This is a genomic window from Arthrobacter sp. GAS37, assembly GCF_044908325.1.
Classification (GTDB): Bacteria; Actinomycetota; Actinomycetes; order Actinomycetales; family Micrococcaceae; genus Arthrobacter; species Arthrobacter ramosus.
Genome location: NZ_JBIYDB010000010.1, coordinates 62,150 through 88,528 on the forward strand (window position 1 = coordinate 62,150; position 26,379 = coordinate 88,528).

A 26,379-nucleotide genomic window follows, 5' to 3' on the forward strand; every position below is an offset into this window, starting at 1 on the left:
CCCACAAGTTATCCACAGTTGGGGAAAAACTGTGCCCACAACGTGGAAAACTCCCAGAACGGCGGGCCTCAAGGGGCAGCAAGGACGCCGAACTACAGTCTTGTGAGTTATTAACAATGTTGATAACTCTGTTGATATTGCGCTCTTGCGGCTGCCAAGGGTGAGGTTGTCCACACGCACCCGGAAAACGCACTCCTTATCCACATACCCACAGGCGTGTGAGCAAAAGTTATCCACAGGTGTGGACGTTAATCCCCAGAGAAAAGCGCAGCCCCTGCCATCTCGCTCCACAGAGTCCATTCATCATCGAACTACACCCTTGTAAGTTACGCACATTGTGGATAACCCCTGTGGAAAACATATCCAAGGGGTCTTGACGGACTCAGTGCACAGTTTTAGGCTGGTTTTATTCAATGAATTAGTTGATAAACCACTTGCTTGAGTACTGCGGAAGACTCGGAAATCCGAAACACTTGAGCCTGGAGCCGGGCAGGGGAGACGTATGCCGGACACAATGGGTACAGCAGTGCTGGATCCGGAAGACCAGCTCAACCGGGCGTTCATGGCCCTCGCCGATCCTGTCCGCCGCAAGATCCTGGCGCGGTTGGCCTTGGGCGATGCCACCGTCAATGAGATCGCCCAGCCCTTCACCGTTACCCTCCAAGCCATCTCCAAGCATCTTCAAGTGCTCGAGGGCGCAGGGCTCATCACGAGGAGCAGGGAAGCGCAGCGCCGTCCCTGCCACTTGAACACGACGGCGCTGGGCCCCTTGGCCGAGTGGATCGAGAACTACCGCCTTCAGGCCGAGGAGCGTTTCGCCCGGTTGGACGAACTATTGGCCAGAACAGCCCATCAGGACAATCCGGAAAAGGAGAAGAACAATGAGCACCAACACAACAACCATTGACGTCGCGGCGGGCACGCCGTTCATCGACACGAGCCGCGACTTCGACGCCGCACCGGAGCGCGTATTCCAGGCTTTCACGGATCCCGAACTCGTCGTCAAATGGTTGGGTCCGCGTCGCCTGGAAATGCGCCTCGAGTCCTACGACGCGCACACGGGCGGCAGCTACCGCTACACACATTTGGACGGCCAGGGCAATGAGTTCGGTTTCCGCGGGGTCTTCCACGAGGTCCAGGAGCCATTCCGGATCATCCAGACCTTCGAGTTCGACGGCGCCCCGGGGCAAGTCACGTTGGACACCACCAGGTTTGAAGACCTCGGAGGCCGCACACGCGTGGTGCAGCATTCCGTGTTTCCCTCGGTGGAGGCCCGTGACATGGCAGTAGCCAGCGGCATGGATTCGGGCATCAAAGAGTCGATGGACCGCTTAGAGGAACTCCTAGCGTAAAAAGCTAAGGAATTGTTAGCCCGCAGTGGCCCGAAGGACGGTGGCCAGGACCAGGATTCCGGCCACCAGGGCCATCCCGGCAGTCTGCAACAGCGCCTGGCGGGGTCCACGCGGAGCAAAGGCAATCACGGCGGCACACAGGCCTCCCGTGATAAGGCCGCCCAAGTGGGCCTGCCAGGCGATTCCCGGGACAACAAAGCCAATCACGCCGTTGATGACGATAAGGATCCACAGCTGCCGGGTGTCTCCGCCGCGCCGGCTTTGGATCACCAACAGTGCGCCAAAGAGACCGAAGATCGCACCTGACGCACCTTCAACAGCGGTTACAGGGAAGACAGGCGTCAGCAGCAGGAAACCGACAGAGCCGCCAATGGCGGACAGGAGGTAGACGGCGAGGAAGCGGATGCGTCCGAGAACGGGCTCCAGCACCTGGCCGAAGATCCAGAGCATGTACATATTGAGCACGATGTGCAGGACAAAGCCCTGTGAGTGGACAAAAGCGCTCGTCAGCATCCGCCATGGCTCGAAGGCCCCGTATTGGGGGGAGGCATAGGCGGACGCGAAGGCAAGCTGACCCTCCACGACATCACCGGGAATCAGCCATTGCAGCACGTACACCAGGGCGCACAGCCCGATAAGCAGGTACGTCGCCAAAGGACGTCCGGTCGCAACGGCGCCGCCATAGGCGGAACGCACTGCCGGCGTCGAACGCTTCATTTCATTGACGCAGTCAATGCATTGGAACCCGACGGCGGCCGCCCGCTGGCACTCGGGGCATGCAGGACGCCCGCAACGCTGGCACCGCACATAGGAGGGCCTGTCCGGGTGCCTGGGGCACACCGGAATGTCAGCTGACGGCTCTGCCGCCGGGATTCCGTAACTCATATGCTGCTCAGGTTCCGGGGATCAGAGCTGGACGATGTCAATGCTGTTGATGACGACGTCTTCAACAGGGCGGTCGCCCATACCCGTGCGGACAGCCTCGATGGCGTCTACAACCTTCTTGGACTCTTCGTCTGCAACCTCACCGAAGATGGAGTGCTTGCCGAAAAGCCAGTCGGTGTTGACCGTGGTGATGAAGAACTGGGAACCGTTGGTGCCCTTGCCCATCTGGACGCCGGCGTTGGCCATGGCCAGCTTGTAAGGGGCGTTGAAGTTGAGTTCCGGGTGGATCTCGTCGTCGAACTTGTAGCCCGGTCCGCCGATGCCGCGACCAAGGGGATCGCCGCCCTGGATCATGAAGTCTTTGATGATGCGGTGGAAAATGGTGCCGTCGTACAGCGGGGTACCGGTCTTGTCTTCACCGGTCTCCGGGTGCGTCCAGGACTTTTCTCCTGTGGCCAGGCCAACGAAGTTGGCGACCGTCTTGGGCGCGTGGTTGCCGAAGAGGTCAACCACGATGTCACCGAGGCTCGTGTGGAAAGTTGCTTTTGCGGTTGCGATGGTCATATCGCCATTGTTTCACGCAGGGTCAACGCCGAGGCGGCCAGGAAGGCGGTTCCGCGCTCGGTGAAATCTTCCATGAATCCGCTGGATGAATAGCCGGTGCCGAACAAGCGACGTAGGCTAACAACAAACGAGCATGTTGATCGGGAGGTAGTTGTGAAGAAATCGGACCGGATTGCCCGCGAACTTGAACACACCGTTGTGAGTGGCGTCGAAAATGCCAAGGACTGGGCGACACCGCGCGTCGAAGCAGCTGTGAACTGGGCGGTTCCCCGCATCCAGCACGGAATCGACACCGCCTCGCCGAAGCTTCAGGAAGGCCTGAAGTCGGCGGCGTACAACCTCGCCGACGGCGTTGCAACCGTCACGCCGAAGCTCCAGGAAGGCCTGGCGAACCTCGCACCGAAGATCCACGACGTCGTCGAGGACGCCTCCCCCAAGATCCAGGAAGCCCTTAACAAAGCCACTCCGGCGCTCAGCCACGCCCGGGACAAAGTTGTTGAGGAGTACCTGCCCAAGCTCTCAGAGCAGCTCGGGCAAGCCTCGGTGGTCGTCCACCAAGCCCTTGAGAATGCACCCGCGCACGTGGACGCCGTCGCCCAGAAGCTGGTGGACTCGGGAGTGGTTCACAATCTGCAGGAGCAAGCACAAGCGACAGGGGCCCAGCTGAAAGCCGCGGCCGGGGAAGCATCCAAAACAGTCTCTAAAGAACTCGCCAGGACCCGGAAGCCCAAAAAGCGGGGCTTCCTGATCTTCACGATTGTGGCAGCAGCAGCTGCGGCCGGCGTCGCCGCGTGGAAGGCCAGCCGCCCGGTGGAGGACCCGTGGAAGACTCCGGTTCCGGTTACGCCATCACCTGTCCCGGCCGCAGCGGCAGCCGAGAAAGTCGCTGACAAGGCCAACGAGGCCGCCACCAAGGTAGCTGACACGGTTGACGACGTGAAACTCAACGTAGCTGATAAAGCCGAAACCGTAGCCGAGAAGGCAAAGCACGTTGTCGAGGACGCTACGGACACCGCAGCCAAGGTGGCAACCGACGCCAAGACCGCCGTAAAGAACATCGCCGCCAGCCTCCACAAGGACGAAGGGGCCAAGGAGCAGGCAGCCACGGACGAAGCCGGCAAACACGAGGCCTAGACGAAGGCCATCTTCGCTCCGCGTTGAAGGGATTCCGGTTCGCCGGGGTCCCTTCAATTGTTTGGCCACTTGTCACCGAAGGCTTCCTCTAGGATTACCGCCCTGATGTTAGATTTATGGGGATGCCAGCCGATAGATCTTTCGTAGATGCAGCCACCAACGCAGCCGTCGCACCCGTGAAGCCGAGCGTTTCAATCATCATCCCGGCGTACAACGAGGAAAGCGTCATACGGCAATGCCTGATCGCGGCCATTTACCAGTCAGTACCTGCGGACGAGATCATCGTCGTGGACAACAGGTCCTCGGACCGCACTGCGCAGATTGTCCAGCAGATGCAGCAGGAATACCCGGAGAGCCCCATCATCCTGCTGAGCCAGGACAAGGCGCAGGGACTCATCCCCACACGCAACTTTGGCCTCAATAGCGCCACGTCGGATATCCTCGGCCGGATCGATGCCGACTCGGTTGTGGAACCTGATTGGGTTGAGCAGGTGCAAAAGGCCTTCGCCGATCCCTCGGTGCAGGCGGCCACGGGACCCGTGGTCTACTACGACATGCCCATGCGTCGATTCGGACTGAAAGCCGACGACAAAATGCGCCAGCTCATGCTTCGGCTTGCGAAGCACCAGTACCACTTCCTTTTTGGATCCAACATGGCCCTTCGCCGTTCCGCCTGGGAAACCGTCCGCGACGAAACCTGCCTGGATGAAAAGGACGAGATGCATGAGGACATCGATCTTTCCCTGCATCTTGCCGACCACGATCTCAGGGTGCAGTACTGGCCGCAGATGGTTTCGGGCATGTCTGCCCGCAGGCTCGAGGATTCACCGCGCGACTACCGCTATTACGTGACCCGCTTCGACCGCACCTACAAGGCCCACAACGTCAAGAAGATGGCCCTGAAGGCCCCCATGGTGGTGTTCTTCTCCGTCTACTTCCCGGCCAAGCTTCTCCGGGCCATCCACACGGCCAATGCCGGCCAAGGCGTCCGCCGCGGCGGCCTGTAGCCGCGCGAATACAGCTCAGTCAGCACCGAGCCCGGCGATCTTGCCCTCAGCGTCGCCCTTGCCCCGCCGCTGACCAGCGACGACGACGGCGAGTCCAACCAGGATCAAGGCGAGTCCCCCGTAGGTACCGGCCGGCAAGGTTTCGTGCAGGAAGACCGCAGCGAGAAGGGCTGCGCCCGGAATCTCCAACAGGATGATCATGGACACCAGCAGCGGGCTCATGGTCGCCAGGAGATGGTTGAACGCGGTGTGCCCGACTAGTTGCGCGCACACGGTGATGGCCACGATCCCCAGCCAGCCGCCGGCGTCGAACCCTACAAGCGGCTGGCCGCCCGTGAGGGCCAGCACGGCGACGATGGCCGCGCAGATCCCGTAGCAAAGCGTCGTGTACGTTCCAATGCCCATGCTCTGGCGGGCTTTGCCTCCGGCCAAGGTATACAGGCCGGCCAGGGCACCTCCGGCGAGGGCCAGGATGTCACCAATGAGGGCTTTAGGGGAAGTTCCCATATCGAAGCCCGTAATGGCCGCGACGCCGCCCAGCGCGATACCCAGGCCAACCAGAACCGGCCAACGGTGCCTGATGCCGCGGAGAAGCTGGAAAACGGCGATCCACGCCGATTGCAGGCACACCAGGGCGGTAGCGGCCGCGACCGACGTGAGCTGGAGCGCGGTGATGAAGCAAGCGAAGTGGAAGGCCAGCGCCACTGCTGCGACAGCGGACCAAGTGAACTCGTTGCGGGTGATCTTGCGGAACTGGCGCGGCTCGCGGATCAGGACCGGCGAGGCCATGACGACGGCGGCGATTGCGTTGCGCCAGAAGGCGATAGCCAGTGCCGTGACGGAGGTAGCTCCAAGCGTTCCGGCGATGAGGGGTCCGGATGATGCGACGCCGAGCACACCCAAAGCAGCAACAATGAAGTTCACATTTCAACCTTAGTGGGGCGGCTTAACGCAAAGAGTCCCGGTCATTTCTGACCGGGACTCTTTCTTATGGTGGAGGCACGGGGACTCGAACCCCGAACCCCCTGCTTGCAAAGCAGGTGCGCTACCAATTGCGCCATGCCCCCATAAGAAGCAACCCGTCCATAATACCCTAGTTCCTTCGATGGTTTGCACCATCTCCAGACCGGGCGTCTTTGCTAGTCAACCGTGTCGGTTGCCTTGCTCCAGACTGTCTTCCGGGCTTCGGATTCCTGCACTTTCCTGTAGAGCAGGACGCCTGCGATCGCAGCTGCAACTACGAGCAACTTCTTCACATGCACCCCGTTCCGGTTCAGTTTCCTGAACCTTTAGCAAAACCTGTGCAGGTTCCGTGGGCGTACCAGGACTTGAACCTGGGACCTCTTCGTTATCAGCGAAGCGCTCTAACCGCCTGAGCTATACGCCCCGATACCTCTTCGGGCCGAGACATGACTTTACAGCACATCCCGGCCCGATCTCAAATCGAGGTATTTTCACCACTGTTTTCCAGCAGTTTCCCTCAATTTCCGACCGTTTGGGTTAGTCGTCGGTGAGGGTCACGCCAATGCCGCCCACGAGTGTTGCGGCAATGTTATAAAGCACGGCGCTCAGCATGGACAGGGCAGTCAGCAACACAACATTCACCACGGCAATGATGGTGGCGAAAGAGGCGACCTGTCCGAGCGAAGCGACCTTCTTGAGTTCGAAGCCACCGCTTTCCGAGCCTGCCAGGGTGCCCAGAAGGCTGTCCACCTGGTTGAAAATGCCCGTGAGGTCCAGAACCGTCCAAAGCACGATTGCGGCAATCACAGTCACGATGCCCAAGGCAACGGACAACAGGAACGCCATCTTCAGGACAGACCACGGATCAACCTTGCTGACGAGCAGGCGGGCGCGGCGAACCTTCGCCTTGGGTGCCGGCTTCACAAGCCCTGGAGCCCCGGGGGCGGGGCGCTGCTGGCCCTGCACGGGCCTCTGGCCGGGCGCGGCGGGACGCTGACCCGCCGGGCGCTGCGTTCCTGCGGGACGCTGGCCTGGGACGGCCGGGCGCTGACCGGGAACGGCCGGGCGCTGACCTGGGACCCTCTCCGCGCCAGTTCCTGCCGCACCCGAAGAGGATGCCACAGGGCGCTGCTGGGGACGGGCCGGTGCGTCTACCCGCGGAGTAGCCGACGGCTGCCGCAATCCTCCAGGGACACCCGTACTCGGCTTGGGATATGAGTCCGAATTGCTCACTCGTTACCTCCGGTGTTGTCTTCGTTCAGCTCGACGCCGGACCCATTACCGGATCCTGCGGCCGATCCCGATTCGGCCGTCGCGGTCGCCTGATCGGCGCCGCCGTTTGCAGCCAACGTTACGTCATCGTCCGCCTCGGACGTTCCTCCGGCGGGATTTTCGACACTATTGACGCTTGAGGCGTCGTCTGTGCCCTCGCCCTGATCGTCGTCGGACTCCTCGAGGCCGCGTTCGCTGTTGCGGGCCACCTCGATGATGCGGTCGTTCTTGTCAGGCTTCGCGAAGATGACGCCCATGGTGTCACGGCCCTTGGCAGGAACACCGGCCACGGCGGAGCGGACAATCTTGCCACCCTCCATGACCACCAGGACTTCGTCTTCTTCGTTGACGATCAACGCACCGACAAGGTCGCCTCGCTCTTCCTGGAGCTTGGCCACCTTGATGCCCAGGCCGCCTCGGCCCTGGAGCCGGTACTCCTCGACGGCGGTGCGCTTGGCGTATCCGCCTTCGGTCACCACGAACACGAACGAGCCGTCCTGGACCACGTCGGCCGCGAGGAGTTCGTCGTCTTCACGGAACTTCATGCCGGTCACACCCGAGGTGGCGCGCCCCATGGGACGCAGTGCCTCGTCGGTGGCCGTGAAGCGGATCGACTGGCCCTTGCGGGAAACCAGGAGAAGATCGTCGGTTTCGGACACAAGCTGCGCCGAGACAAGCTCGTCCTCATCCCGAAGGTTGATGGCGATGACGCCGGCCGTGCGGTTGGTGTCGTAGTCTTCCAGGCGCGTCTTCTTCACAAGGCCGTTCTTGGTGGCGAGCACCAAGTACGGGGCCTGCTCATAGTCGCGCAAGTCAAGGACCTGGGCGATGTGCTCGTCCGGCTGGAAGGCCAACAGGTTTGCCACGTGCTGTCCCTTGGCGTCACGGCCGGCCTCGGCAAGCTCGTACGCCTTGGCCCGGTACACGCGGCCCAGGTTGGTGAAGAACAGCAACCAGTGGTGCGTGGTTGTGACGAAGAAGTGCTCGACGACATCGTCGCCGCGAAGCTGGGCACCCTTGACGCCCTTGCCGCCTCGCTGCTGCGAACGATAGTTGTCACTGCGGGTGCGCTTGACGTATCCGCCGCGGGTGATGGTGACCACCACTTCTTCCTCGGGGATGAGGTCTTCCATGGACATGTCACCGTCGAAGCCCATGAGGATGTGGGTCCGGCGGTCATCACCATGCTTGGCCACGATCTCAGCCAGCTCCTGGCTGATGATGTCGCGCTGGCGCTGCTCGGAGGCAAGGATCGAGTTGAACTCCGTGATCATGGCCTCAAGCTCGGAGTGCCGGTCCTGGATCTTCTGCCGTTCCAACGCGGCAAGGCGGCGGAGCTGCATGTCGAGGATGGCGCGCGCCTGGAGCTCGTCAATGTCCAGCAGCCCCATCAGGCCATCGCGGGCAGCTTCGGTGGTGTTGGAGGCGCGAATGAGCGCGATAACCTCGTCCAGCATGTCCAGAGCCTTGAGAAGTGCGCGCAGGATGTGCGCCTCTTCCTCGGCCTTGCGCAGGCGGTAGCGTGTCCGCCGGACAATGACGCTCACCTGGTGGGCCACCCAGTGCCGGATGAAGGCGTCCAGGCTCAGGGTACGGGGTACTCCGTCGACGATCGCCAGCATGTTGGCACCGAAATTGTCCTGCAGCTGGGTGTGCTTGTAGAGGTTGTTGAGCACCACCTTGGCCACGGCGTCCCGCTTGAGCACGATCACCAGTCGCTGTCCGGTGCGGCCGGACGTCTCGTCGCGGAGGTCCGCGATGCCCTGGATCTTGCCGTCCTTGACCAGTTCGGCGATCTTGATCGCCAGGTTGTCCGGGTTTGCCTGGTACGGAAGTTCGGTGACCACCAGGCACGTGCGGCCCTGGAGTTCCTCGACGTTCACTACGGCGCGCATGGTGATGGAGCCGCGGCCCGTCCTGTACGCGTCCTCGATGCCCTTGTGGCCGAGGATGGTGGCACCGGTCGGGAAGTCCGGACCCTTGATGCGCACGAGCAACGCCTCAAGCAGCTCTTCACGGCTGGCCGTCGGGTTGGCCAGATACCACTGCACGCCGTCGGCGACTTCGCGCAGGTTGTGCGGCGGGATGTTGGTGGCCATGCCGACGGCGATGCCTGAGGAGCCGTTGACCAACAGGTTGGGGAAACGCGCCGGCAGGATGGTGGGTTCCTGGTTCTTGCCGTCGTAGTTGTCCTGGAAGTCGACGGTTTCCTCGTCGATGTCGCGGACCATCTCCATGGCCAGCTGGGCCATCTTGGTCTCGGTGTATCGCGGAGCCGCGGCGCCGTCGTTGCCCGGGGAACCGAAGTTGCCCTGGCCCAGCGCCAGCGGATAGCGCATCGTCCAGTCCTGGATGAGGCGGACCAGGGCGTCGTAGATCGCGGTGTCACCGTGCGGGTGGTACTGGCCCATGACCTCGCCCACCACGCGGGCGCATTTGTTGAAGGAGCGGTCCGGGCGGTAACCGCCGTCGAACATCGCGTAGAGCACTCGGCGGTGGACGGGCTTCAGGCCGTCGCGGACATCCGGAAGCGCACGGCCAACGATAACCGCCATGGCATAGTCCAGGTAGGAACGCTGCATTTCCGTCTGCAGATCGACCTGGTCCACGCGGTCGGTCAGCACATCGCCCTCAAGTACGGGTTCCGGAATGCCGGCCGACTCGGCGGGAACCTCGGGTGTTTCTTCACTCATAGTTTATGATTTCCGTTTCAGGTATATGTCAGTACTGGAATATTCCTAGGGGCTTTGAAGTCTCTAGATATCCAGGAACCTGACGTCCTTGGCGTTCTGCTGAATGAAGTTCCGGCGCGATTCCACGTCCTCACCCATCAGCACGGAGAAGGTCTGGTCCGCCGCCAGGGCATCGTCCATGGTGACTTGCAGGAGCGTGCGGTGGTCCGGGTCCATGGTGGTGTCCCAGAGTTCGGTGTAGTCCATTTCGCCGAGGCCCTTGTAGCGCTGGATGCCGTTGTCTTTCGGGATCCGGCGGCCGGCGGCCTGGCCGGAGACCAGCTTGGCGTCGCGTTCACGGTCGCTGTAGACGTAGTCGTGAGGAGCGTTCGACCACTTGATGCGGTACAGCGGCGGCTGGGCGAGGTAGACGTAGCCGTTCTCGATCAGCGGACGCATGTAGCGGAACAGCAAGGTCATGAGCAGCGTGGTGATGTGCTGGCCGTCCACGTCTGCATCGGCCATCAGGACGATCTTGTGGTACCGCAGCTTGGAGATGTCGAAGTCCTCGCCGATCCCGGTTCCGAAGGCAGTGATCATGGACTGGACTTCGTTGTTGCCGAGGGCCTTGTCCAGGCGTGCCCGCTCCACGTTCAGGATCTTGCCGCGCAGCGGCAGGATGGCCTGGGTCTCGGGGTTACGTCCGCGCTTGGCCGAACCGCCGGCGGAGTCACCCTCGACGAGGTAGACCTCGCAGCGTGCGGGGTCCTTTGAGGAGCAATCGGACAGTTTGCCCGGCATGCCGAAGGATTCCAGCGGGCTCTTGCGACGTGCGTTGTCGCGCGCCTTGCGGGCGGCCATGCGGGCTTGGGCGGCCTGGACAGCCTTGCGGATGACGTCACGGGCCGGGCCGGGGTTTCGTTCCAACCAGTCGCCAAGCTGGTCGGTGACCACCCGTTGGACGAAGCCCTTGACCTCGGAGTTACCCAGTTTGGTCTTGGTCTGGCCCTCGAACTGGGGTTCAGACAACTTCACCGAGATGACGGCTGTGAGGCCCTCCCGGATGTCGTCACCGGTGAGGTTGTCATCCTTTTCCTTGATGATGGTTTTCTCGCGCGCGTAGCGGTTGATGAGCGAAGTCATCGCGGCACGGAAACCTTCTTCGTGGGTGCCGCCCTCGTGGGTGTTGATGGTGTTGGCGTAAGTGTGGACGCTCTCGGAATAGGCCGTGGTCCACTGCATCGCGACCTCGACGGCGATGTGCCGCTCAGTGTCTTCGGTTTCAAAGGCAATGACGTCCTCGTGGACGATGTCCACCTTCTTGTTCGAGTTCAGGTGCTTCACGTAGTCGAGCAGACCGTCGTTGTACTGGTAAACCACCGTCCGGTGTTCTGCCGCCACTTCGCCGTCGGTGACAACTGCGTCAAGATCCAGGTCATCGTCGCCTGCTCCTGCGACAGGGCGCTCGTCCGTGAGGGTAATGCGCAAGCCCTTGTTGAGGAAGGCCATCTGCTGGAATCGCGCGCGGAGGGTTTCGAAATCGAAATCGGTGCTCTCGAAGATGGTGCCGTCCGGGTAGAACGTCTGGGACGTTCCGGTCTGGTCCGTTGCTTCGCCCTGGACGAGCCCACCCTGTGGCTTGCCGCCGTCGGCGAAGGTCATCCGCCAAACGTGTCCCTGGCGACGCACCTCGGTGTCGACCCTGCGCGAAAGTGCGTTGACAACGGAAATACCGACGCCGTGGAGGCCACCGGACACGGCATAGCCGCTGCCGCCGAACTTGCCGCCGGCGTGCAGGATCGTCATGACAACTTCGACGGTCGGCTTCTTCTCCGTGGGGTGCATATCCACCGGGATGCCACGGCCATCGTCCACGACCTTGACGCCGCCGTCGGCCTGGAGAGTCACTTCAATGTGGCTGCAGTACCCGGCAAGGGCCTCGTCCACCGAGTTGTCCACCACTTCGTACACCAAGTGGTGGAGGCCACGCGGGCCTGTGGATCCGATGTACATACCCGGGCGCTTACGCACCGCTTCGAGACCCTCAAGAACGGTAATGTCGCTCGCACCGTACTCCTTGGACCCCGAGGGTGTGTCAGGCTTATGGGCGTTCTCCTTCGCGGGATCTACTGCCAAGGTCTCTGCATTGTCGTTAGCCACAGGCGCTTTCGACTCCTCCGTGTTCGATGGTCGCCAGCCGTCACCGCACCAAGAAAGCACGTCCGTCAGGACACACCACAGGGATACGGCAGCCGCCAACAGGGACGTCACTGCTAACGCCGGCTACTTCGTCATTGGCGGATCCGCTTTTACAAGTGCTGTTCAGCGGAGCCAATCAACGTTCACCGGCGCCCAGTTGTCTATGCCGATTCTATCGTGACTGGGCGCAGTTCCTTGCAAAACCCGGCCCATATGCTCAGGAAACTAGCTCTGGGAGGCCGCTGGCCCCATCTGCAAGCCGCCAAAACGGCACCCTCTAGGGAGCTGTACGGTCCGGGGAGGTTTCTCGCCCCTGTGCGCCGTTCAAGCAAATCCGCTGACGCGGGTGCCGAGGAAGTTACCCGTAGGTATCCCGGGGGCCCCGCCCATTGACGCTTCGGCCGCCCTTGCGCCAGCTCGGTGCGGTGGGCGCGAGCACTTGAATGGACGTCACCACTCCGTCTCCGAGTTCCCTTCGGAACATGTCCAGCAGGCTGGTGCTCAGGAGCCTGAGCTGCGTTGCCCAGGCGGTGGAATCGCAGCGGACATGGAGCGTGGTGTCGGTGAAGCTCTCCGGGGTGCAATGCGCGGAAATCTCCGGTCCCACCAAGGCATCCCACTCGGCCATCACGGAACCCACGGCCACCGGAGACGTCCAGCCCCGTTCGGCCACGAGCCTCCCGACGACTTTCCCCAAGCCAAGCGGATCCCGGCCGGTGCCGTGGAATTGGCTGAATCCGCGGGTATCGCGGACGCCCTTGCGTTTAGGAGCGGCGCCCGTCCGCGGGGCAGCGCGGCGGATTTCGCCCCGCGCGGCCGCCGCTTCGCGCATCCGATTCAAAGCTGATTGGGCAGCGTCAATCTCGTCAGGGTCCCTGCCCGGCTGGCGTCCGCCGGGGCTATCCTTCTCCATCAATGCCTCCGGGCACAACCTTCACGCGTCGCCCCGCCAATTCCTCGGGAATGTCGGCGTCGACGGCGGCCGTCACCAAAACCTGTTCGGCGCCGGCCACTATTGCAGCCAGTTTACGCCTGCGCTGGACGTCCAGTTCGGCGAACACATCGTCGAGGATGAGGATCGGGGCGGAACCGCCGGTGCGGGTGTCATCGAGCATGACGTAGTACGAGGCCAAGCGCAGGGAGAGGCACATGGACCAAGTTTCACCATGGGAGGCATAGCCCTTGGCCGGAGCCTGGCCCAGAACCAGTTCGAGTTCGTCGCGGTGGGGTCCGACCAGGGAAATCCCGCGTTCCAACTCCTTGCGGCGCGAGGCAGCGAAGGCCTGGACGTAGCGCTCGGTAAGTTGCTCCACGGACAGCAAGCGGAGGTCCTCAACCCCCTCCGAACCGTCAGGGAGACCCTCGGCGGGACCGCCGTCGTCGTCCAACACGCCCTGGATGGTGGAGCGGTAGACCGCGCCCGCTTCTTTGGAGCCATCCGTCAGTTGCGCGTAAGCACTCTTGAGGTGGGGTCGGAGCCGTTCAACGAGTTCCAGCCGTGCATGCAGAAGTTCCGCGCCGGCCCGCGCCATGTGTTGGTCCCAAACATCGAGCGTTGCTTCGTGGCCCGAGGTGAATTTGCCGGTGCGGGCCGATTTCAGCAGGGCGTTGCGCTGTTTGAGCACGCGGTCGTAGTCGCTGCGGGTCGCCGCGTGCACCGGCATCAGGCTCACCAGCAGTTCGTCGAGGAAGCGCCGGCGGTTGGACGGATCACCCTTGACCAAGGCGAGGTCCTCAGGGGCGAAAAGCACCGTCTGGCAAATGCCCAGGATGTCTCGGGCACGTACAGGATTTCCGCGGTTGATCCGGCCACGGTTGGCACGGCCGGCATTGATTTCGAGCTCGACCACCGTCGATTGTTCCCCGCGGACTAGCTTCGCCCGGATCAACGCGCGGTCCGTCCCGAAGCGCAGGAGGGGCGCATCCGTGCTGACACGGTGTGAACTCAGGGTGGCCAGGTATCCGATGGCTTCCACGAGGTTCGTCTTGCCGATGCCGTTGAACCCCACCAGGACCGTGACACCGGGGCCGAGCTTGAGGTCAACCTGCGCGTAGCTGCGGAAATCGGTCAGCGAAAGATGTTCGAGGTACACGCGTACTGCTGGTCGACCGGGGCCTAGTTGGCCGGACGGGTGGCGTGTCCGCCGAACTGGTTGCGCAGCGCAGACACCATCTTCATCGCCGGCGAGTTGTCCTCGCGGGAGGAGAAGCGGGCGAAGAGCGCGGCGGTGATTGCCGGGGCGGGGATCGCGTTGGCAATGGCTTCCTCAACGGTCCATCGTCCCTCGCCGGAGTCCTCGACGTAGTCCCCGATGGAGGCCAGGCCCGGATCTTCGTCCAAGGCTTTGACCATGAGGTCCAACAGCCAGGAACGGACAACCGTGCCTTTTTGCCAGGCCCGGAAGGTGCCGGGCAGGTCCTTGATGATGTCCTTGGCCGCGAGCAGCTCGTAGCCTTCGGCGTAGGCCTGCATCAGACCGTATTCGATGCCGTTGTGGACCATCTTGGCGTAGTGGCCCGCTCCCACGCCGCCCACGTGGACGAAGCTGTCGGCACGATCGCCTTCGGGACGGAGCGCGTCGAACACCGGCATGGCCAGTTCGATGTCCTCATCCGCGCCGCCTGCCATGAGTCCGTAGCCGTTCTGCAGGCCCCAGACGCCTCCCGACACGCCGCAATCGGCGAAGCGGATGTCCTTGGAGTCCAGGAAAGCGGCGTGTTTCTGGTCTTCGGTGAAGCGTGAGTTGCCGCCGTCGATCACCATGTCACCGGCAGAAAGCTTCTCGCCGAGTTCGCTGATCACGGCATCGGTGATGTCGCCGGAGGGAACCATGACCCAGACCAGACGCGGCGTCGGAAGGGCAGCAATCAGTTCGTCAACGGACGCGACGTCGGCGATGTCCTGATTGCGGTCAAAACCAGTGACCTCGATTCCGCCCTTGCGCATGCGTTCGCGCATGTTGAAACCCATTTTTCCAAGGCCGATCAGTCCGATGTGCACCGTGTGAACTCTTTTCTGCGTTGGTTGTTTTGGTAGTGACCCGACTGACTCGCAGTTGTTGTCGTTTTGGGAGCCCGGAACGACAACTACTGCCAGTCAGTTGGGGAGGCGGACGGGCATGACGAGGTAGCGGTAGTCGCCCTTGTCATCGCCGTCGGCGTCAACCTGCGCGGTGATCATGGCCGGCTTGGGCGCCGTGGTGAAGGAGAAGCGCACGAACTTGGTCTCGATCACGCTCAGGCCTTCCACGAGGTAATGCGGGTTGAACGCCACCGTGATGTCTTCACCGCTGAGCTGGGCTTCCAGTTCCTCGGATGCCTGCGCGTCTTCGCCGGTACCGGCGTCGAGACTCAGTTGGCCCTGCGTGAACGCCAGGCGAACCGGCGTGTTTCGTTCGGCGACCAGGGACACGCGACGAACGGCTTCAACGAGTTCCTGCGTTTGGACCGTTGCGTGGATCGGCGTGGAATCCGGGAACAAGGACCGGATTTTGGGGTAGTCGCCGTCAACGAGCAAGGAAGTGGTGGTGCGCCCGCCGCTTTCGAAGCCAATGAGCCGGCTGTCGTCATCGGCGAGGGCGAGATGGATGTCGCCGCTGCTACCGAGGGTCTTGGCTACCTCGTTGAGGGTCTTGGATTTCACCAGGGCACTCGTGGAAATTCCCGGGGTGACGGGCTTCCACGGTACTTCTCGCATGGCGAGGCGGTAACGGTCCGTGGCGAGGAGGGTGATCATGTCATCCTCGATCTCCATCCGGACACCGGTGAGGATCGGCAGGGTGTCATCCCGGCTTGCGGCGATGATGACCTGCGAAACAGCCTGGGCGAAGGCGTCGCCGGGCAAGGTTCCACTGATGGCGGGAAGCGCCGGAAGCGGCGGGTATTCGGATTCCGGCATTGTGGCGAGATGGAAGCTGCTTCGACGGCACGTGAGGGTGACCTTGCTGCCATCGGTTTCGATTTCGACAGGAGCCGATGGGAGGCTGCGGCAGATATCTGCCAAAAGGCGCCCGGAAACCAGGATGGTTCCCTCGGTGGTGACGTCAGCTGGAATCTCAAGGCGCGCGGAGGTCTCGTAGTCAAAGCTCGAGAGACTCACTGTTCCGGCTTCTGCCTTGAGCAGGAGACCTGAGAGTACCGGGACGGGCGGCCGCGGAGACAAGGACCGGGCTGTCCATGTGACGGCTTCTGCCAGGACATCCCGCTCGACTCTGAACTTCACGGAAGGTGCCGCCTTTCATTGCTGCTGCCAGTGTTCCACCGGAAACTCCCCCAGGAGCCCCGAAAACCAGCGCCCGGAACCCGAAAGCTGCATGGTCCGCAGCGAGCGAACTACAAAGCAGCGCCAAGGATGGACGCGATGCAGACAGCTTAGCCGGAACTTCGGGCATTAACCCATCCCCGGCCTGCTGGCTTGTGGTTCGAAGCAGCCACGGGCTGCGGCGTTGGGTGGGCGGAAGGAGATTGTTATTTGAGGGAATTCATTTTTTGGGATTAGTAGTGTTAATAACCCCTGTGGAAACTGTGGATAACCGCCCCTGGACCCGCAGTTCCGCGGTTAAGCCCTGTTCACCATATGTGGGTGACAGGGGTTTTAAACAGGGTGTGGACGTGGATAACCCCCAGGCCCGTTTTTAACGATCCACAGACGGCTTAAGGGTTTTAAGCCCATTAACCGTGCTTGTCCCCTTAAGTATCCACAGGCTTATCCACATGTGCCTGTTAATAAGGTATGTAGTACCTCGAGGGAGTGAGTCAGGAATCGCGTTGCTGCTGCTTGATGCGGTTGGTCAGCTCAGTCACTTGGTTGTAGATCACACGGCGCTCGGCCATCAGTTCGCGAATCTTGCGGTCTGCGTGGATCACTGTGGTGTGGTCGCGGCCGCCAAGCTCCTGGCCGATCTTCGGCAGGGACATGTCCGTGAGCTCGCGGCACAGGTACATGGCGATCTGCCGCGCGGTCACCAAGGTGCGCGTGCGGGACTTGCTGCAAAGCTCTTCCATGCTGAGCTTGAAGTACTCGGCCGTCTGCTTCAGGATCTGGTCGGCCGTGATCTCCTGGGCGCCGTCGTCGGTGATCAGGTCCTTCAGCACCATTTCGGCGAGGGCCACATCGACGGGCTGGCGGTTGAGGCTGGCGAACGCAGTGACGCGGATCAGCGCGCCTTCGAGCTCGCGGATGTTGCTGGAGATCTTGGAAGCGATGTACTCCAAGGCGTCGTCGGGGGCGGACAATCCCTCGCTCTGGGCCTTCTTGCGGAGGATCGCAATGCGGGTTTCGAGTTCCGGCGGCTGGATATCGGTCAGCAGGCCCCATTCGAAACGGGACTTCATGCGGTCCTCGAAGCCGGCCAGTTGCTTGGGCGGGAGGTCCGAGGTGATGACCACCTGCTTGTTGTTGTTGTGCAGGGCGTTGAAGGTGTGGAAGAACTCCTCGAGCGTCCGGTCCTTGCCTGCCAGGAACTGGATGTCGTCAATCAGGAGCACGTCGACGTTGCGGTACGTGGTCTTGAAGCTGGCGCCTTCGTCGTCGCGGATGGAGTTGATGAAGTCGTTGGTGAACTCTTCGGAATTCACGTAGCGTACCCGGATGCCGCTGTAGAGACGGCGGGCATAGTGGCCGATCGCGTGCAGCAAGTGCGTCTTGCCGAGCCCGGAATCACCGTAGATGAACAGCGGGTTGTAAGCCTTGGCCGGTGCTTCCGCGACCGCGACCGCCGCAGCATGGGCAAAGCGGTTGGAAGAACCGATCACGAAGGTGTCAAAGACGTACTTCGGGTTGAGCCGGCCGAATTCGTGCGAAGTACTCGGCGGTGTGGGCTGCGGCTTCAGTTCGACGGCCAGGTCGTTCGCGGAAGAGAGTTCGACGGCGGGCACCGGCTCTTCGTGGATGGGCACCAGATCCGTGTCGACGTCGATCGCGCACCGGATGTCGTCGGAAAACACGCTGCGGAGGGCGTCATCGAGGGCGTCCTTGACTTGCGTCTGGAGAACCTCGCGGGTCAGCTCGTTGGGTACGGCCACCAGAAGGGTGGAGCCGATCAGGCCTTGCGCCTGCGCAAGGATGACGAAACCACGCTGCCGGGGTGTGACGCGATCGTCTTGTTCCAGCAGGCTCAGCACCCGCCGCCAGGAACTTCCGACCGTGTTGGCGTGGTTGGCTTCGTCTACCGTCATCAATTGGTTCCCTCGAGTGCTTGCTTGCCTGGATTGCGGCAGCCGAAGGTCCGTGGCCGATCAAAGGGCGTGGATTCCGAACCGAATCCACAGGGTTATGCACAGTCCGTGGATAATCGGCTACTGAGACACTCTAGGGGATGGAAACTCCAGAAGATAGCTGGGAAGAAGCTTGTGGATAATTACACCGTTGTGGTTCTGAAACGGGGTCTGTGAGCCACTTCATCCACAGGCTGGCGGGGGTAGTTAGCCACAGCTGGGGATAGCGGGCACTGCGGCTCCCGGTTTGACCTGGAGGGTCTTTTTGCCCTAACGTTGTGAAGTCCTATGTGTCCGCTTTTTGACCGCCCGCATCTCCGGTAAATCCGGCGTTGGGCGGCGGCGGATACTCAATAAACTTAGCGTCGGCCAGTTCTTCCCCTTTTGATCGGGTGGGCGCACCTTTGATCCACTGGAGTAACTAACGTGAGCAAGCGGACTTTTCAGCCGAATAACCGCCGTCGGGCCAAGAAGCATGGCTTCCGCCTTCGTATGCGCACCCGTGCCGGCCGTGCCATCCTGGCCGCCCGTCGTGGCAAGGGCCGCGTCGAACTGTCGGCCTAAATAACTGACTCGTCGGTCAGCCTTCCAAGCGAGTTAATAGGTGCTAGCCGCCCATAACCGTCTACGGACTTCTACCGACTTTTCAACAACTGTACGTTCCGGCGTCCGCAATGGACGCCGGAACTTAGTGTTATATACGGCATCTATTGGTGCCGGAGAACCGAGCCGCATCGGCTTCATCGTTTCCAAAGCTGTCGGGAACGCTGTGACCAGGAACCTCGTTAAGAGGAGACTGAGAGAAGCAGGTGCTTTGTCTTTGAATAGGCATGGCACGGGTCTTGCTGTTGTGGTCCGGGCGTTGCCCGCGGCTGCGACAGCGAGCTGGGACCAGCTGCTGACGGATTACAACGCCGCCTTGGCGGCAACCACGAAACGGCTCGGCGGATCCTCTCCGCGAGTTGTTTCGCCCACCCAGGGCACCACAACGGAAGGGACACCGCGTGCATGAGCTGAGCTCCGCCGTCGTCCGCTTCTTTAGAGTCGCCCCGGGGATCCTCGGAAAATTTCTGTGGGAGCTGCCGCGCAACGTCCTCATCATCTTGTTGAAGACGTATCGCAGGATCATCTCTCCCTTGTACGGCCAGGTGTGCCGATTCTTCCCATCCTGCTCGGCGTATGCACTCGAAGCGGTGACGGTGCATGGTGCCGTCAAGGGAAGTTGGCTCGCAGCGCGGCGCCTTGCGCGTTGCCACCCCTGGAACGCCGGCGGCGTGGACCACGTCCCCGCCGGACATCGTCACTGGCCCGAAGGCCAGACGCCCACAATTGTTGTACTGAACAACCCGGACCAGTTCCTGGCTGTGTGGTCTGATGAAGACGGTCGCCGCACAGCGGCCTGAGGAAATAGGGAAAACGTATGGACATCTTTGGAACAATTCTGGCCCCGTTCAAGTGGCTAGTGTCCGCGATCATGCTGGGGTTCCACGACGGGCTGAGTTTCATTGGCCTGCCGCCGGAGAACGGCTGGACCTGGACGCTGTCCATCATCGGCTTGGTGCTGGTGATCCGTGCCGCCCTGATCCCTGTCTTCGTGAAGCAGATCAAGGCACAGCGTGGCATGCAGCTGCTTCAGCCTGACCTGAAGAAGATGCAGGCAAAGTACAAGGGCAAGACTGACCAGCTCTCCCGCCAGGCGATGGCGCAGGAACAGATGGCGCTGTACAAGAAGCACGGAACCAACCCGTTCTCCGCTTGTTTGCCCATGCTGATCCAGATGCCGTTCTTCTTCGCGCTGTTCCAGGTGCTTTCCGGTATCACCCAGGCCCGCCAGAGCGGTATCGGCATCGGCGCCCTGAGTCACGACCAGGTGGTGCAGTTCGACGAATCCAGCATCTTCGGCGCACCGCTCTCGGCTTCCTTGCTTCACGGCGGTGGTCTCCCCGGAGCCGATCAGACGATCGTGTGGATCCTCTCCATCGTGATGATCCTGGCCATGACGGCGTCGCAGTTCATCACCCAGAAACAGATCATGGCCAAGAACATGTCCGAAGAGGCGATGGCCAGCCCGTTCATGCGCCAGCAGAAGATGATGCTCTACATCCTGCCGCTCGTCTTCGGTGTGGGTGGCATCAACTTCCCGATTGGTGTGCTCATCTACTGGACCACCACCAACCTTTGGACCATGGGCCAGCAGTTCTTTGTCATCCGCCGCATGCCGACGCCGGGTTCCCCCGCGGCGAGGGCGCTTGCTGAGCGTCGCGCCGCCAAGGGCTTGCCGTCCCACCCCCTCTTGGGCGGTAAGAAGGACGCAGACGTCGCTGCCGAAGTGGCCGCCGTCGAGGTCAAGGCACAGCAGCGCATCCAGCCACAACGTAAGAACAGGAAGAAGAAGTAATGTCTGTTGAAAGCACCGAAGAGGCAACGGCCGCTGCCGCCGGGGAACTGGCAGAAGCCACAGAAGAAACTTCCGAAGAAGGCGCTGCTGCCGGCAGGGGAACTTCCGTGAGCCGCCTCGAGGAAGAGGGCGACATCGCCGCAGACTACCTTGAGGAACTCCTCGACATTGCCGATATCGACGGCGACATCGACATTGAGGTTCGCAATGGCCGCACCTACATCTCCATCGCGGCCGAAGACGACTCCGAGGGGCTTGAGAGCCTGGTAGGCCGCGACGGTGAAGTGCTCGAAGCCCTTCAGGAACTTGCTCGCCTGTCCGTGCTGTCGGCGACCGAGAGCCGTTCCCGCCTGGTGCTCGACATCAACGGTTACCGCAAGGAACGTGCCGGCGATCTGCAGCAGATTGCTGAAGACGCCGTCGCGAAGGTCAAGGAGACCGGCGCCTCTGTGGCGCTTGCACCTATGAGCGCCTACGAGCGCAAGATTGTGCACGATGCTGTTGCGGACCTCGGTTTCGTATCCGAGTCCGAGGGCGAAGGCGCTGGCCGCCACATCGTGGTTTCGGCCGACTAGCGGATCATGGTTGAAATCACGGCAGCCGAACTCCAGGCGGCAGAGAAGATCTTCGGTGACCGGCTTGGTCTCGCCCGGCGGTACGTAGAACATTTGGCGACATCAGGAACCGAGCGCGGGCTGATTGGCCCGCGCGAGGTTCCCCGCCTGTGGAGCCGGCACGTTCTCAATTGCGCCGTCATCGAGTCGGCAATAGCCCATGGCAGCCACGTTGCAGACGTCGGTTCCGGCGCCGGGCTTCCCGGCTTGTGCTTGGCGATTGCACGTCCCGATCTTGAACTCACGCTGATCGAACCCCTGGAGCGACGCGTCATTTGGCTTCAGGAAGTGGTGGACGACCTCGGGCTGGGCAATGTCACCGTCATGCGCACCCGGGCAGAGCTCGCAGTGGGAATGGTCGACGCGGACGTTGTCACGGCCAGGGCTGTCTCTGCCCTGTCCAAGCTCGCTGGTTTGACCATTCCCTTGCTTAACGGCAAGGGTGAAGTGGTTGCGATCAAGGGCCGCAGTGCTGCCGAGGAGATTGAGCAAGCTGCGAAAGTCATCCGCAGGCTCGGCGGCGTGGAAACGTCTGTTGTGGTTTGTGGGCAGGAGCTCTTGGAAGAACCCACCACAGTGGTGAGGATCGTCGTTAACAAACAGCGGAAGATCACTTAGTTTCGGCGCTGTGTCCCGCGTGTCCGCAACTGAGCGGTTAAGCTAGAGAACGGCAGCTAGAGCCGAATGAGAGTGAGAGTGTGACAGTGGGCAGTAGCGAAACCTCCACCCAGCGGATCCCGCCATTTATTTCCTTGGGGTCGGCTCGGGCCATGGCTGCACCCTCGGCGTCCTTTGAATCTGCGCTGATGCGCACGAATTCGGTTGCAAACGCCGCTGTTTCACGTGAAACGCTGATTGTCGGACACGACAACGTCATGGACTCCATCGACGACTCCAGCCCCATTGCGCGCCAGCTCGCCAACGAGACCCGACGTCGCGAACGGCTGGTGGGGCGGGAGCTTCCCAAGCCGGAGAAAACCCGTATTTTTACCGTGTCCAATCAAAAGGGCGGCGTCGGAAAGACCACCACGACGGTCAACATTGCGGCCGCCTTGGCTTCCGCTGGACTCAATGTCCTGGTGATCGACATCGATCCCCAAGGCAATGCATCGACGGCTCTTGGTATTGAACACCACGCCGACGTCGACAGTATTTACGATGTGCTGATCAACGACCTTCCGCTGCGTGACGTTGTGGCTCCTTGCCCTGACATTCCCAATCTCATCTGCGCGCCGGCAACCATTCACCTGGCGGGCGCTGAAATTGAACTGGTTTCCCTCGTTGCACGCGAGCAGCGCCTGCGCCGCGCAATCGATGTGTATTCGAAGGAACGCGCGAAGAACGGTGAAGCTCGCCTGGACTTCATCTTCATCGACTGCCCGCCCAGCCTGGGCCTGCTGACCGTCAACGCCTTCTGCGCGGCCAGCGAGGTACTCATTCCCATCCAGTGTGAGTACTACGCATTGGAAGGCCTGAGCCAGTTGCTCAAGAACATCGAAATGATCCAGAAGCACCTCAATGCTGATCTGGTCGTTTCCACCATCCTCCTCACTATGTATGACGGCCGCACCAATCTGGCCGCGCAGGTGGCTTCCGAAGTCCGCCAACATTTTCCGGAGCAGGTTCTCGGCGCCGTGGTTCCACGCTCCGTGCGCATCTCGGAAGCTCCGAGCTATCAACAGACGGTGATGACCTACGATCCGTCATCCAGCGGCGCGTTGTCCTACATGGAAGCCGCCGCGGAAATCGCCGAGCGCTAGACTTCCTTAATCACTGCAATATCCTTGGCGGGCTCTATTCTTGCCATTCCACCGGAGGGACATACTAATGAGCGAAAAGCGACGAGGCCTGGGTAGGGGTCTTGGGGCTCTCATTCCCAGCTCCGCTTCGGCTGGTGCATCGGGCAATGGCGTTCCGACGTCCCGCCCAGTGGACCTCTTCTTCCCTGAGGCGCGCAAGGCCCAGGAGACGGTGGATACCCCTGAGGTGCCTGAAACCGAAGTAGCGAAGAGCTCGCCTTCACGAGGCTCTTCGTCAAATAGTACGACGGCGGCAAAGACTCCTCCTGCGAAGTCGCCCGCCGCGAAGGTCACCGCCGGTGACGGCGCGGCCGCGTCTGAGCGGGCCGAGGCTACTACCGATGACGGTTTTTCTGAGTCGCTTCCCGCGGAATTGCCCGAGGTCCAACTAGTCGAGGTTCCCGGGGCGCGCTTCGCCGAAATCCCTGTCGGGGACATCCACCCCAACCGCAAGCAACCGCGCAGCGTCTTCGATGAGGACGACATGGCGGAGCTGGTTCACTCCGTCAAGGAAATAGGCGTCCTCCAGCCAATTGTTGTACGTACTTCAACCGAAAAGGGTGGAGAACCATACGAACTGGTGATGGGTGAGCGGCGATGGAGGGCTGTACAGGCCGCCGGGCTCGAAACCATACCCGCGATTGTTCGCGATACCAACGATGACGACCTCCTGCGCGATGCCTTGCTGGAGAACCTCCACCGCAGCCAACTGAACCCCCTGGAAGAAGCAGCTGCCTACCAGCAGCTCCTGGAGGACTTCGGTACCACCCACGAGCAGCTGGCCGATCGGATCGGACGTTCGCGGCCGCAGGTGTCTAACACTCTTCGTCTCCTTAAACTTCCTCCCCTCGTGCAACGGCGCGTCGCGGCCAGTGTGCTCTCGGCCGGCCATGCACGTGCATTGCTCGCTCTTCCGGACGCAGCCGCGATGGAGCGCCTCGCGCAGAAGATCGTCTCCGAGGGGATGTCCGTACGGGCCACTGAAGAAGCGGTGGCGTTGTACCAGGATCCTACAGTGCCGCCGAAGAACAGCATCCCGCGCCGCAATGCACGCCATGAGCGCCTCGACTATCTTGCTTCTTCTCTTTCCGATCGACTGGACACCAACGTGAAGATCACCCTGGGTGCCCGAAAAGGTCGAGTCAGCATTGAGTTTGCCAGTGTTGAAGATCTGAACCGCATCATGGATGTTTTGTCGCCCGGAGATGAAGGCTAGGCGCTCGATTTCTACGGAATTGGGGTTTGCTTCTGCGGAGGCAGGCCCCATTTTCATTTAAGAGTTGCTCGAGGGGTGTGCGGAAATCGTTCGATTCACGAGCGAGGTCTATCGTTGAGGGAGCGCCGTGCAGGCGCTCTCGAGGGCTGTGCGTGGCTGTGGGTAGCTATCTGAGATCGATTGCCTGTACTGCACGTGTGGCCGGTTGCGGCCCTTCTCCTGCAACTGGAGCGCGCCGGCACGCTTAGCCCTGAAGAGTCCGTAAGCCTTCACGCGGGGTGTGGCCTCCATCTTTTTATGAGAGCTCTTCGCCGGACGTCGCGTCCGATGACTCTCGCGCTTGGAACGACCGGGGATGTCGCGGATCAAATCAAGCGTTTCACGTGAAACGAACAAGATTTGGAGGGTAGGAAGATTGGAGTCCAGCCTTTCGTTCGCACAAAGAAGTTGGCCAATTTTGGCCTCCTTTCGGCGATAGGACACTTGAAGGCCCTCTCGAATGCTTCCGTTCGAGCTGACTGGACTATGCCTCCGTGGCGCGCAACTTCGAGCTACCCTGAGCGTGGGGTGCAGGCTGCCCGCTTCCTTTGCGAGCATGTGTGTTCGCGTTTCACGTGAAACAACAAGGCTCGCCTGCCTTCAATTGACGTTCGCCTGGATCTCCAACGTTCGAACCTCGGCGGTCTCGCTAGATTCTTCCTGGTCGACACGGGCATCTGCCATCCTTGGCGGATCTGGTTTTGGGCGCCCGGTATATTTCCACTCTCGTTCTTTTGTGTCGTGCCGTCGAAAGGCCGGTTTGGCGGACAGCGCCTAAGGAAGGTTCGAATCACACTTCTCACCCGCACAGCTCCGGACCCTGCTCATCAACTTCAGCCAGAGACGACGTAACTGCCCGAGCATGCTGGACCAAGGAAATCGGCGCCTCCTGTGCCTAATGGAGGCGTCGGATGTTTCACGTGAAACAGTTGACTCAACCGTTGGGGTCCGTCGAGCCTGAGCTGGGCCAGGGCGTGGACACGTCAGTCAGTCTGTCAGTCACTCTGGGCTGGACGGTCGACTCGGTTTGTTTCACGTGAAACCGTGAGTTGCAGGCCGGGCCGGGATCGACTCACCAGCACATGCCTCGATAATTGGTAGTTGACTCGCAGTACGAGGTGAATGATCAGCGACGCTGCTCTGCCTGACGGCTCAGAAGCTGATGGTTTCTCGGCTTGCTTTTATCCACTCAGCGCCTAGAAGGGGAGCTCAGGCATTCTGCCACGCCCCCATCAGGCATCTCAAGGAATGCGGCGCCTACGGTTCGAGACACGGAGGAAAGTCCCCCTAGTAGCGATAGGCTCGGCTAGGTCTTGCCACCTCTGGTCCCCGAGCTTCGAAATCACCATTCTTCGCCCTGATCTCCCTCTTGGTGGACTGGTACCACACTCGGCGATAGGAGCAATTCGATGCGAGCGGCAGGGCAGGAAGCAATCTTAGTGGGCGTGCGTGACACTGAGAATCGAACTTCCGGCGAGCCTTCTTGAGGGCGAATTGGCTCCAGCGTGAGCCGGGGTCCAGCCCCAGCCTGTTCGTGTCGGGCGCTAACGGTGCTCGGGGTCGGTCCGGTGGCGGGTACGCACGACTGTGTGCAGCGTTTGAGGGCGTTCTGGCCGTCTGGAACTGGGGATAACCACGACCTGGCGCCGACCGGTGGGAAGTCAGGGGCGGGAGCTAACCGCGACAAGGCAGCATTAGGTGGAGTGCTTGCTGACTGCAACCCCTGGTTGCTGATGCGTGTTTGGGACTGCGGGTGATCGCCACTGCAGCGTCCGGATCTAGCTGACGCCGACCTCCCTTTGGACGCTGACATCTGCGGCATGAGGTCGGGGCCAGCGCTCGGGTACTAATCCCCTATTGGCTTGAACATTAGATTGGCACGAACCAAAGTGTTCCGTCATCGAGCCGATGATCGTTCCTGACCGTCCGGAACCGTTGGGGGAATCGTCCAGCCTGTTCAGTCAGCCGGGCGTCATGAATCGATGGTCAGTATTGCCAGCGGTTCAAGACACAACGTGATCGCAGTCCCCCTCTAGTCCCGAGCGACTC

23 protein-coding genes, 2 tRNA genes and 1 pseudogene are annotated in these 26,379 nt (G+C 61.4%); 12 read left to right on the forward strand and 14 right to left on the reverse strand.

What is annotated here, in order from left to right:
- The first annotated feature begins 502 nt into the window (after positions 1 to 502).
- Both ABH924_RS10760 and ABH924_RS10765 read left to right on the forward strand, forming a co-directional pair.
- Positions 503 to 907, forward strand: coding sequence for a metalloregulator ArsR/SmtB family transcription factor (locus ABH924_RS10760; protein WP_344789090.1), 405 nt, complete (start codon positions 503 to 505; stop codon positions 905 to 907).
- Complete coding sequence (locus tag ABH924_RS10765; RefSeq protein WP_234752984.1) at positions 882 to 1,352, forward strand: SRPBCC family protein; 471 nt, start codon at positions 882 to 884, stop codon at positions 1,350 to 1,352. Before ABH924_RS10760 ends, ABH924_RS10765 begins: the two co-directional genes overlap by 26 nt.
- A gap of 15 nt (positions 1,353 to 1,367) precedes the next feature.
- Here ABH924_RS10765 and ABH924_RS10770 read toward each other — a convergent pair whose 3' ends face one another.
- Positions 1,368 to 2,237 (reverse strand): rhomboid family intramembrane serine protease, encoded by an 870-nt coding sequence (locus ABH924_RS10770; protein WP_234752983.1) that lies wholly within the window; start codon positions 2,235 to 2,237, stop codon positions 1,368 to 1,370.
- A gap of 21 nt (positions 2,238 to 2,258) precedes the next feature.
- Complete coding sequence (locus ABH924_RS10775) at positions 2,259 to 2,801, reverse strand: peptidylprolyl isomerase (protein WP_234752982.1); 543 nt, start codon at positions 2,799 to 2,801, stop codon at positions 2,259 to 2,261.
- A 153-nt stretch (positions 2,802 to 2,954) separates the two neighbouring features.
- On the opposite strand from ABH924_RS10775, the gene ABH924_RS10780 reads away from it, so the two are divergent.
- Complete coding sequence (locus tag ABH924_RS10780; RefSeq protein ID WP_404498696.1) at positions 2,955 to 3,935, forward strand: hypothetical protein; 981 nt, start codon at positions 2,955 to 2,957, stop codon at positions 3,933 to 3,935.
- A 122-nt stretch (positions 3,936 to 4,057) separates the two neighbouring features.
- Complete coding sequence (locus ABH924_RS10785) at positions 4,058 to 4,942, forward strand: glycosyltransferase family 2 protein (RefSeq protein WP_234752978.1); 885 nt, start codon at positions 4,058 to 4,060, stop codon at positions 4,940 to 4,942.
- A 15-nt stretch (positions 4,943 to 4,957) separates the two neighbouring features.
- Here ABH924_RS10785 and ABH924_RS10790 read toward each other — a convergent pair whose 3' ends face one another.
- The 12 genes and pseudogenes from ABH924_RS10790 to dnaA form a co-directional block, all read right to left on the reverse strand.
- Positions 4,958 to 5,866, reverse strand: coding sequence for a DMT family transporter (locus ABH924_RS10790; protein WP_404498698.1), 909 nt, complete (start codon positions 5,864 to 5,866; stop codon positions 4,958 to 4,960).
- A gap of 67 nt (positions 5,867 to 5,933) precedes the next feature.
- Positions 5,934 to 6,009, reverse strand: a tRNA-Ala gene (locus ABH924_RS10795).
- A gap of 72 nt (positions 6,010 to 6,081) precedes the next feature.
- Entirely contained in the window at positions 6,082 to 6,198 is a 117-nt protein-coding gene (locus ABH924_RS10800; RefSeq protein ID WP_234752975.1) for a DLW-39 family protein, read from the reverse strand.
- Positions 6,199 to 6,255: 57 nt separating this feature from the next.
- Positions 6,256 to 6,329, reverse strand: a tRNA-Ile gene (locus tag ABH924_RS10805).
- 113 nt (positions 6,330 to 6,442) lie between these two features.
- The gene (locus ABH924_RS10810; protein ID WP_404498701.1) at positions 6,443 to 7,138 is read right to left on the reverse strand and encodes a DUF3566 domain-containing protein; all 696 of its coding nucleotides are present in this window, start codon (positions 7,136 to 7,138) and stop codon (positions 6,443 to 6,445) included.
- Positions 7,135 to 9,870 carry a DNA gyrase subunit A gene (gene gyrA / locus ABH924_RS10815; RefSeq protein ID WP_404498703.1) on the reverse strand — a complete coding sequence of 912 codons (2,736 nt, stop codon included), beginning with the start codon at positions 9,868 to 9,870 and terminating at the stop codon, positions 7,135 to 7,137. The genes ABH924_RS10810 and gyrA overlap by 4 nt, the downstream gene beginning before the upstream one ends.
- 63 nt (positions 9,871 to 9,933) lie before the next feature.
- Complete coding sequence (gene gyrB, locus ABH924_RS10820; RefSeq protein ID WP_308193874.1) at positions 9,934 to 12,009, reverse strand: DNA topoisomerase (ATP-hydrolyzing) subunit B; 2,076 nt, start codon at positions 12,007 to 12,009, stop codon at positions 9,934 to 9,936.
- 397 nt (positions 12,010 to 12,406) lie between these two features.
- Positions 12,407 to 12,961 (reverse strand): DUF721 domain-containing protein, encoded by a 555-nt coding sequence (locus ABH924_RS10825; RefSeq protein WP_234752970.1) that lies wholly within the window; start codon positions 12,959 to 12,961, stop codon positions 12,407 to 12,409.
- Positions 12,948 to 14,141 (reverse strand): DNA replication/repair protein RecF, encoded by a 1,194-nt coding sequence (gene recF / locus ABH924_RS10830; protein WP_404498706.1) that lies wholly within the window; start codon positions 14,139 to 14,141, stop codon positions 12,948 to 12,950. The genes ABH924_RS10825 and recF overlap by 14 nt, the downstream gene beginning before the upstream one ends.
- Before the next feature lie 23 nt (positions 14,142 to 14,164).
- A pseudogene (gene gnd, locus ABH924_RS10835) lies at positions 14,165 to 15,073 on the reverse strand (phosphogluconate dehydrogenase (NAD(+)-dependent, decarboxylating)); the annotation flags it as partial.
- A 72-nt stretch (positions 15,074 to 15,145) separates the two neighbouring features.
- Complete coding sequence (dnaN, locus tag ABH924_RS10840; RefSeq protein WP_404498708.1) at positions 15,146 to 16,270, reverse strand: DNA polymerase III subunit beta; 1,125 nt, start codon at positions 16,268 to 16,270, stop codon at positions 15,146 to 15,148.
- Positions 16,271 to 16,803: 533 nt separating this feature from the next.
- Entirely contained in the window at positions 16,804 to 18,225 is a 1,422-nt protein-coding gene (dnaA, locus tag ABH924_RS10845; protein ID WP_234752965.1) for a chromosomal replication initiator protein DnaA, read from the reverse strand.
- 465 nt (positions 18,226 to 18,690) lie between these two features.
- On the opposite strand from dnaA, the gene rpmH reads away from it, so the two are divergent.
- The 8 genes from rpmH (at position 18,691) to ABH924_RS10885 (ending at position 24,291) form a co-directional block, all read left to right on the forward strand.
- Positions 18,691 to 18,828: a 50S ribosomal protein L34 gene (gene rpmH, locus ABH924_RS10850; RefSeq protein WP_011776797.1), complete on the forward strand. Its 138-nt coding sequence runs from the start codon at positions 18,691 to 18,693 to the stop codon at positions 18,826 to 18,828.
- 40 nt (positions 18,829 to 18,868) lie between these two features.
- A complete protein-coding gene (gene rnpA, locus ABH924_RS10855; protein ID WP_404498710.1) occupies positions 18,869 to 19,276 on the forward strand; it encodes a ribonuclease P protein component in 408 nt (135 codons plus the stop codon).
- Positions 19,269 to 19,667: a membrane protein insertion efficiency factor YidD gene (gene yidD, locus ABH924_RS10860; RefSeq protein ID WP_404498712.1), complete on the forward strand. Its 399-nt coding sequence runs from the start codon at positions 19,269 to 19,271 to the stop codon at positions 19,665 to 19,667. The genes rnpA and yidD overlap by 8 nt, the downstream gene beginning before the upstream one ends.
- Positions 19,668 to 19,684: 17 nt before the next feature.
- Entirely contained in the window at positions 19,685 to 20,662 is a 978-nt protein-coding gene (gene yidC, locus ABH924_RS10865) for a membrane protein insertase YidC (RefSeq protein ID WP_404498714.1), read from the forward strand.
- Entirely contained in the window at positions 20,662 to 21,237 is a 576-nt protein-coding gene (locus ABH924_RS10870) for a protein jag (RefSeq protein ID WP_404498716.1), read from the forward strand. Before yidC ends, ABH924_RS10870 begins: the two co-directional genes overlap by 1 nt.
- A 6-nt stretch (positions 21,238 to 21,243) precedes the next feature.
- On the forward strand, positions 21,244 to 21,894 hold the full coding sequence (rsmG, locus tag ABH924_RS10875) for a 16S rRNA (guanine(527)-N(7))-methyltransferase RsmG (RefSeq protein WP_404498718.1): 651 nt from the start codon (positions 21,244 to 21,246) through the stop codon (positions 21,892 to 21,894).
- 86 nt (positions 21,895 to 21,980) lie between these two features.
- The gene (locus tag ABH924_RS10880) at positions 21,981 to 23,036 is read left to right on the forward strand and encodes a ParA family protein (protein WP_234752959.1); all 1,056 of its coding nucleotides are present in this window, start codon (positions 21,981 to 21,983) and stop codon (positions 23,034 to 23,036) included.
- Between the two features lie 67 nt (positions 23,037 to 23,103).
- Entirely contained in the window at positions 23,104 to 24,291 is a 1,188-nt protein-coding gene (locus ABH924_RS10885) for a ParB/RepB/Spo0J family partition protein (RefSeq protein ID WP_404498720.1), read from the forward strand.
- Positions 24,292 to 26,379: the final 2,088 nt, after the last annotated feature.

Excerpts from the sequence above, each read along its gene's own strand:
- ABH924_RS10760 (WP_344789090.1), top strand. The coding sequence starts at position 503 with ATGCCGGACACAATGGGTACAGCAGTGCTGGATCCGGAAGACCAGCTC.
- ABH924_RS10765 (WP_234752984.1), top strand. The coding sequence starts at position 882 with ATGAGCACCAACACAACAACCATTGACGTCGCGGCGGGCACGCCGTTC.
- ABH924_RS10770 (WP_234752983.1), bottom strand. The coding sequence starts at position 2,237 with ATGAGTTACGGAATCCCGGCGGCAGAGCCGTCAGCTGACATTCCGGTG.
- ABH924_RS10775 (WP_234752982.1), bottom strand. The coding sequence starts at position 2,801 with ATGACCATCGCAACCGCAAAAGCAACTTTCCACACGAGCCTCGGTGAC.
- ABH924_RS10785 (WP_234752978.1), top strand. The coding sequence starts at position 4,058 with ATGCCAGCCGATAGATCTTTCGTAGATGCAGCCACCAACGCAGCCGTC.
- gyrA (WP_404498703.1), bottom strand. The coding sequence starts at position 9,870 with ATGAGTGAAGAAACACCCGAGGTTCCCGCCGAGTCGGCCGGCATTCCG.
- ABH924_RS10825 (WP_234752970.1), bottom strand. The coding sequence starts at position 12,961 with ATGGAGAAGGATAGCCCCGGCGGACGCCAGCCGGGCAGGGACCCTGAC.
- dnaA (WP_234752965.1), bottom strand. The coding sequence starts at position 18,225 with ATGACGGTAGACGAAGCCAACCACGCCAACACGGTCGGAAGTTCCTGG.
- yidC (WP_404498714.1), top strand. The coding sequence starts at position 19,685 with ATGGACATCTTTGGAACAATTCTGGCCCCGTTCAAGTGGCTAGTGTCC.
- ABH924_RS10870 (WP_404498716.1), top strand. The coding sequence starts at position 20,662 with ATGTCTGTTGAAAGCACCGAAGAGGCAACGGCCGCTGCCGCCGGGGAA.
- rsmG (WP_404498718.1), top strand. The coding sequence starts at position 21,244 with ATGGTTGAAATCACGGCAGCCGAACTCCAGGCGGCAGAGAAGATCTTC.
- ABH924_RS10885 (WP_404498720.1), top strand. The coding sequence starts at position 23,104 with ATGAGCGAAAAGCGACGAGGCCTGGGTAGGGGTCTTGGGGCTCTCATT.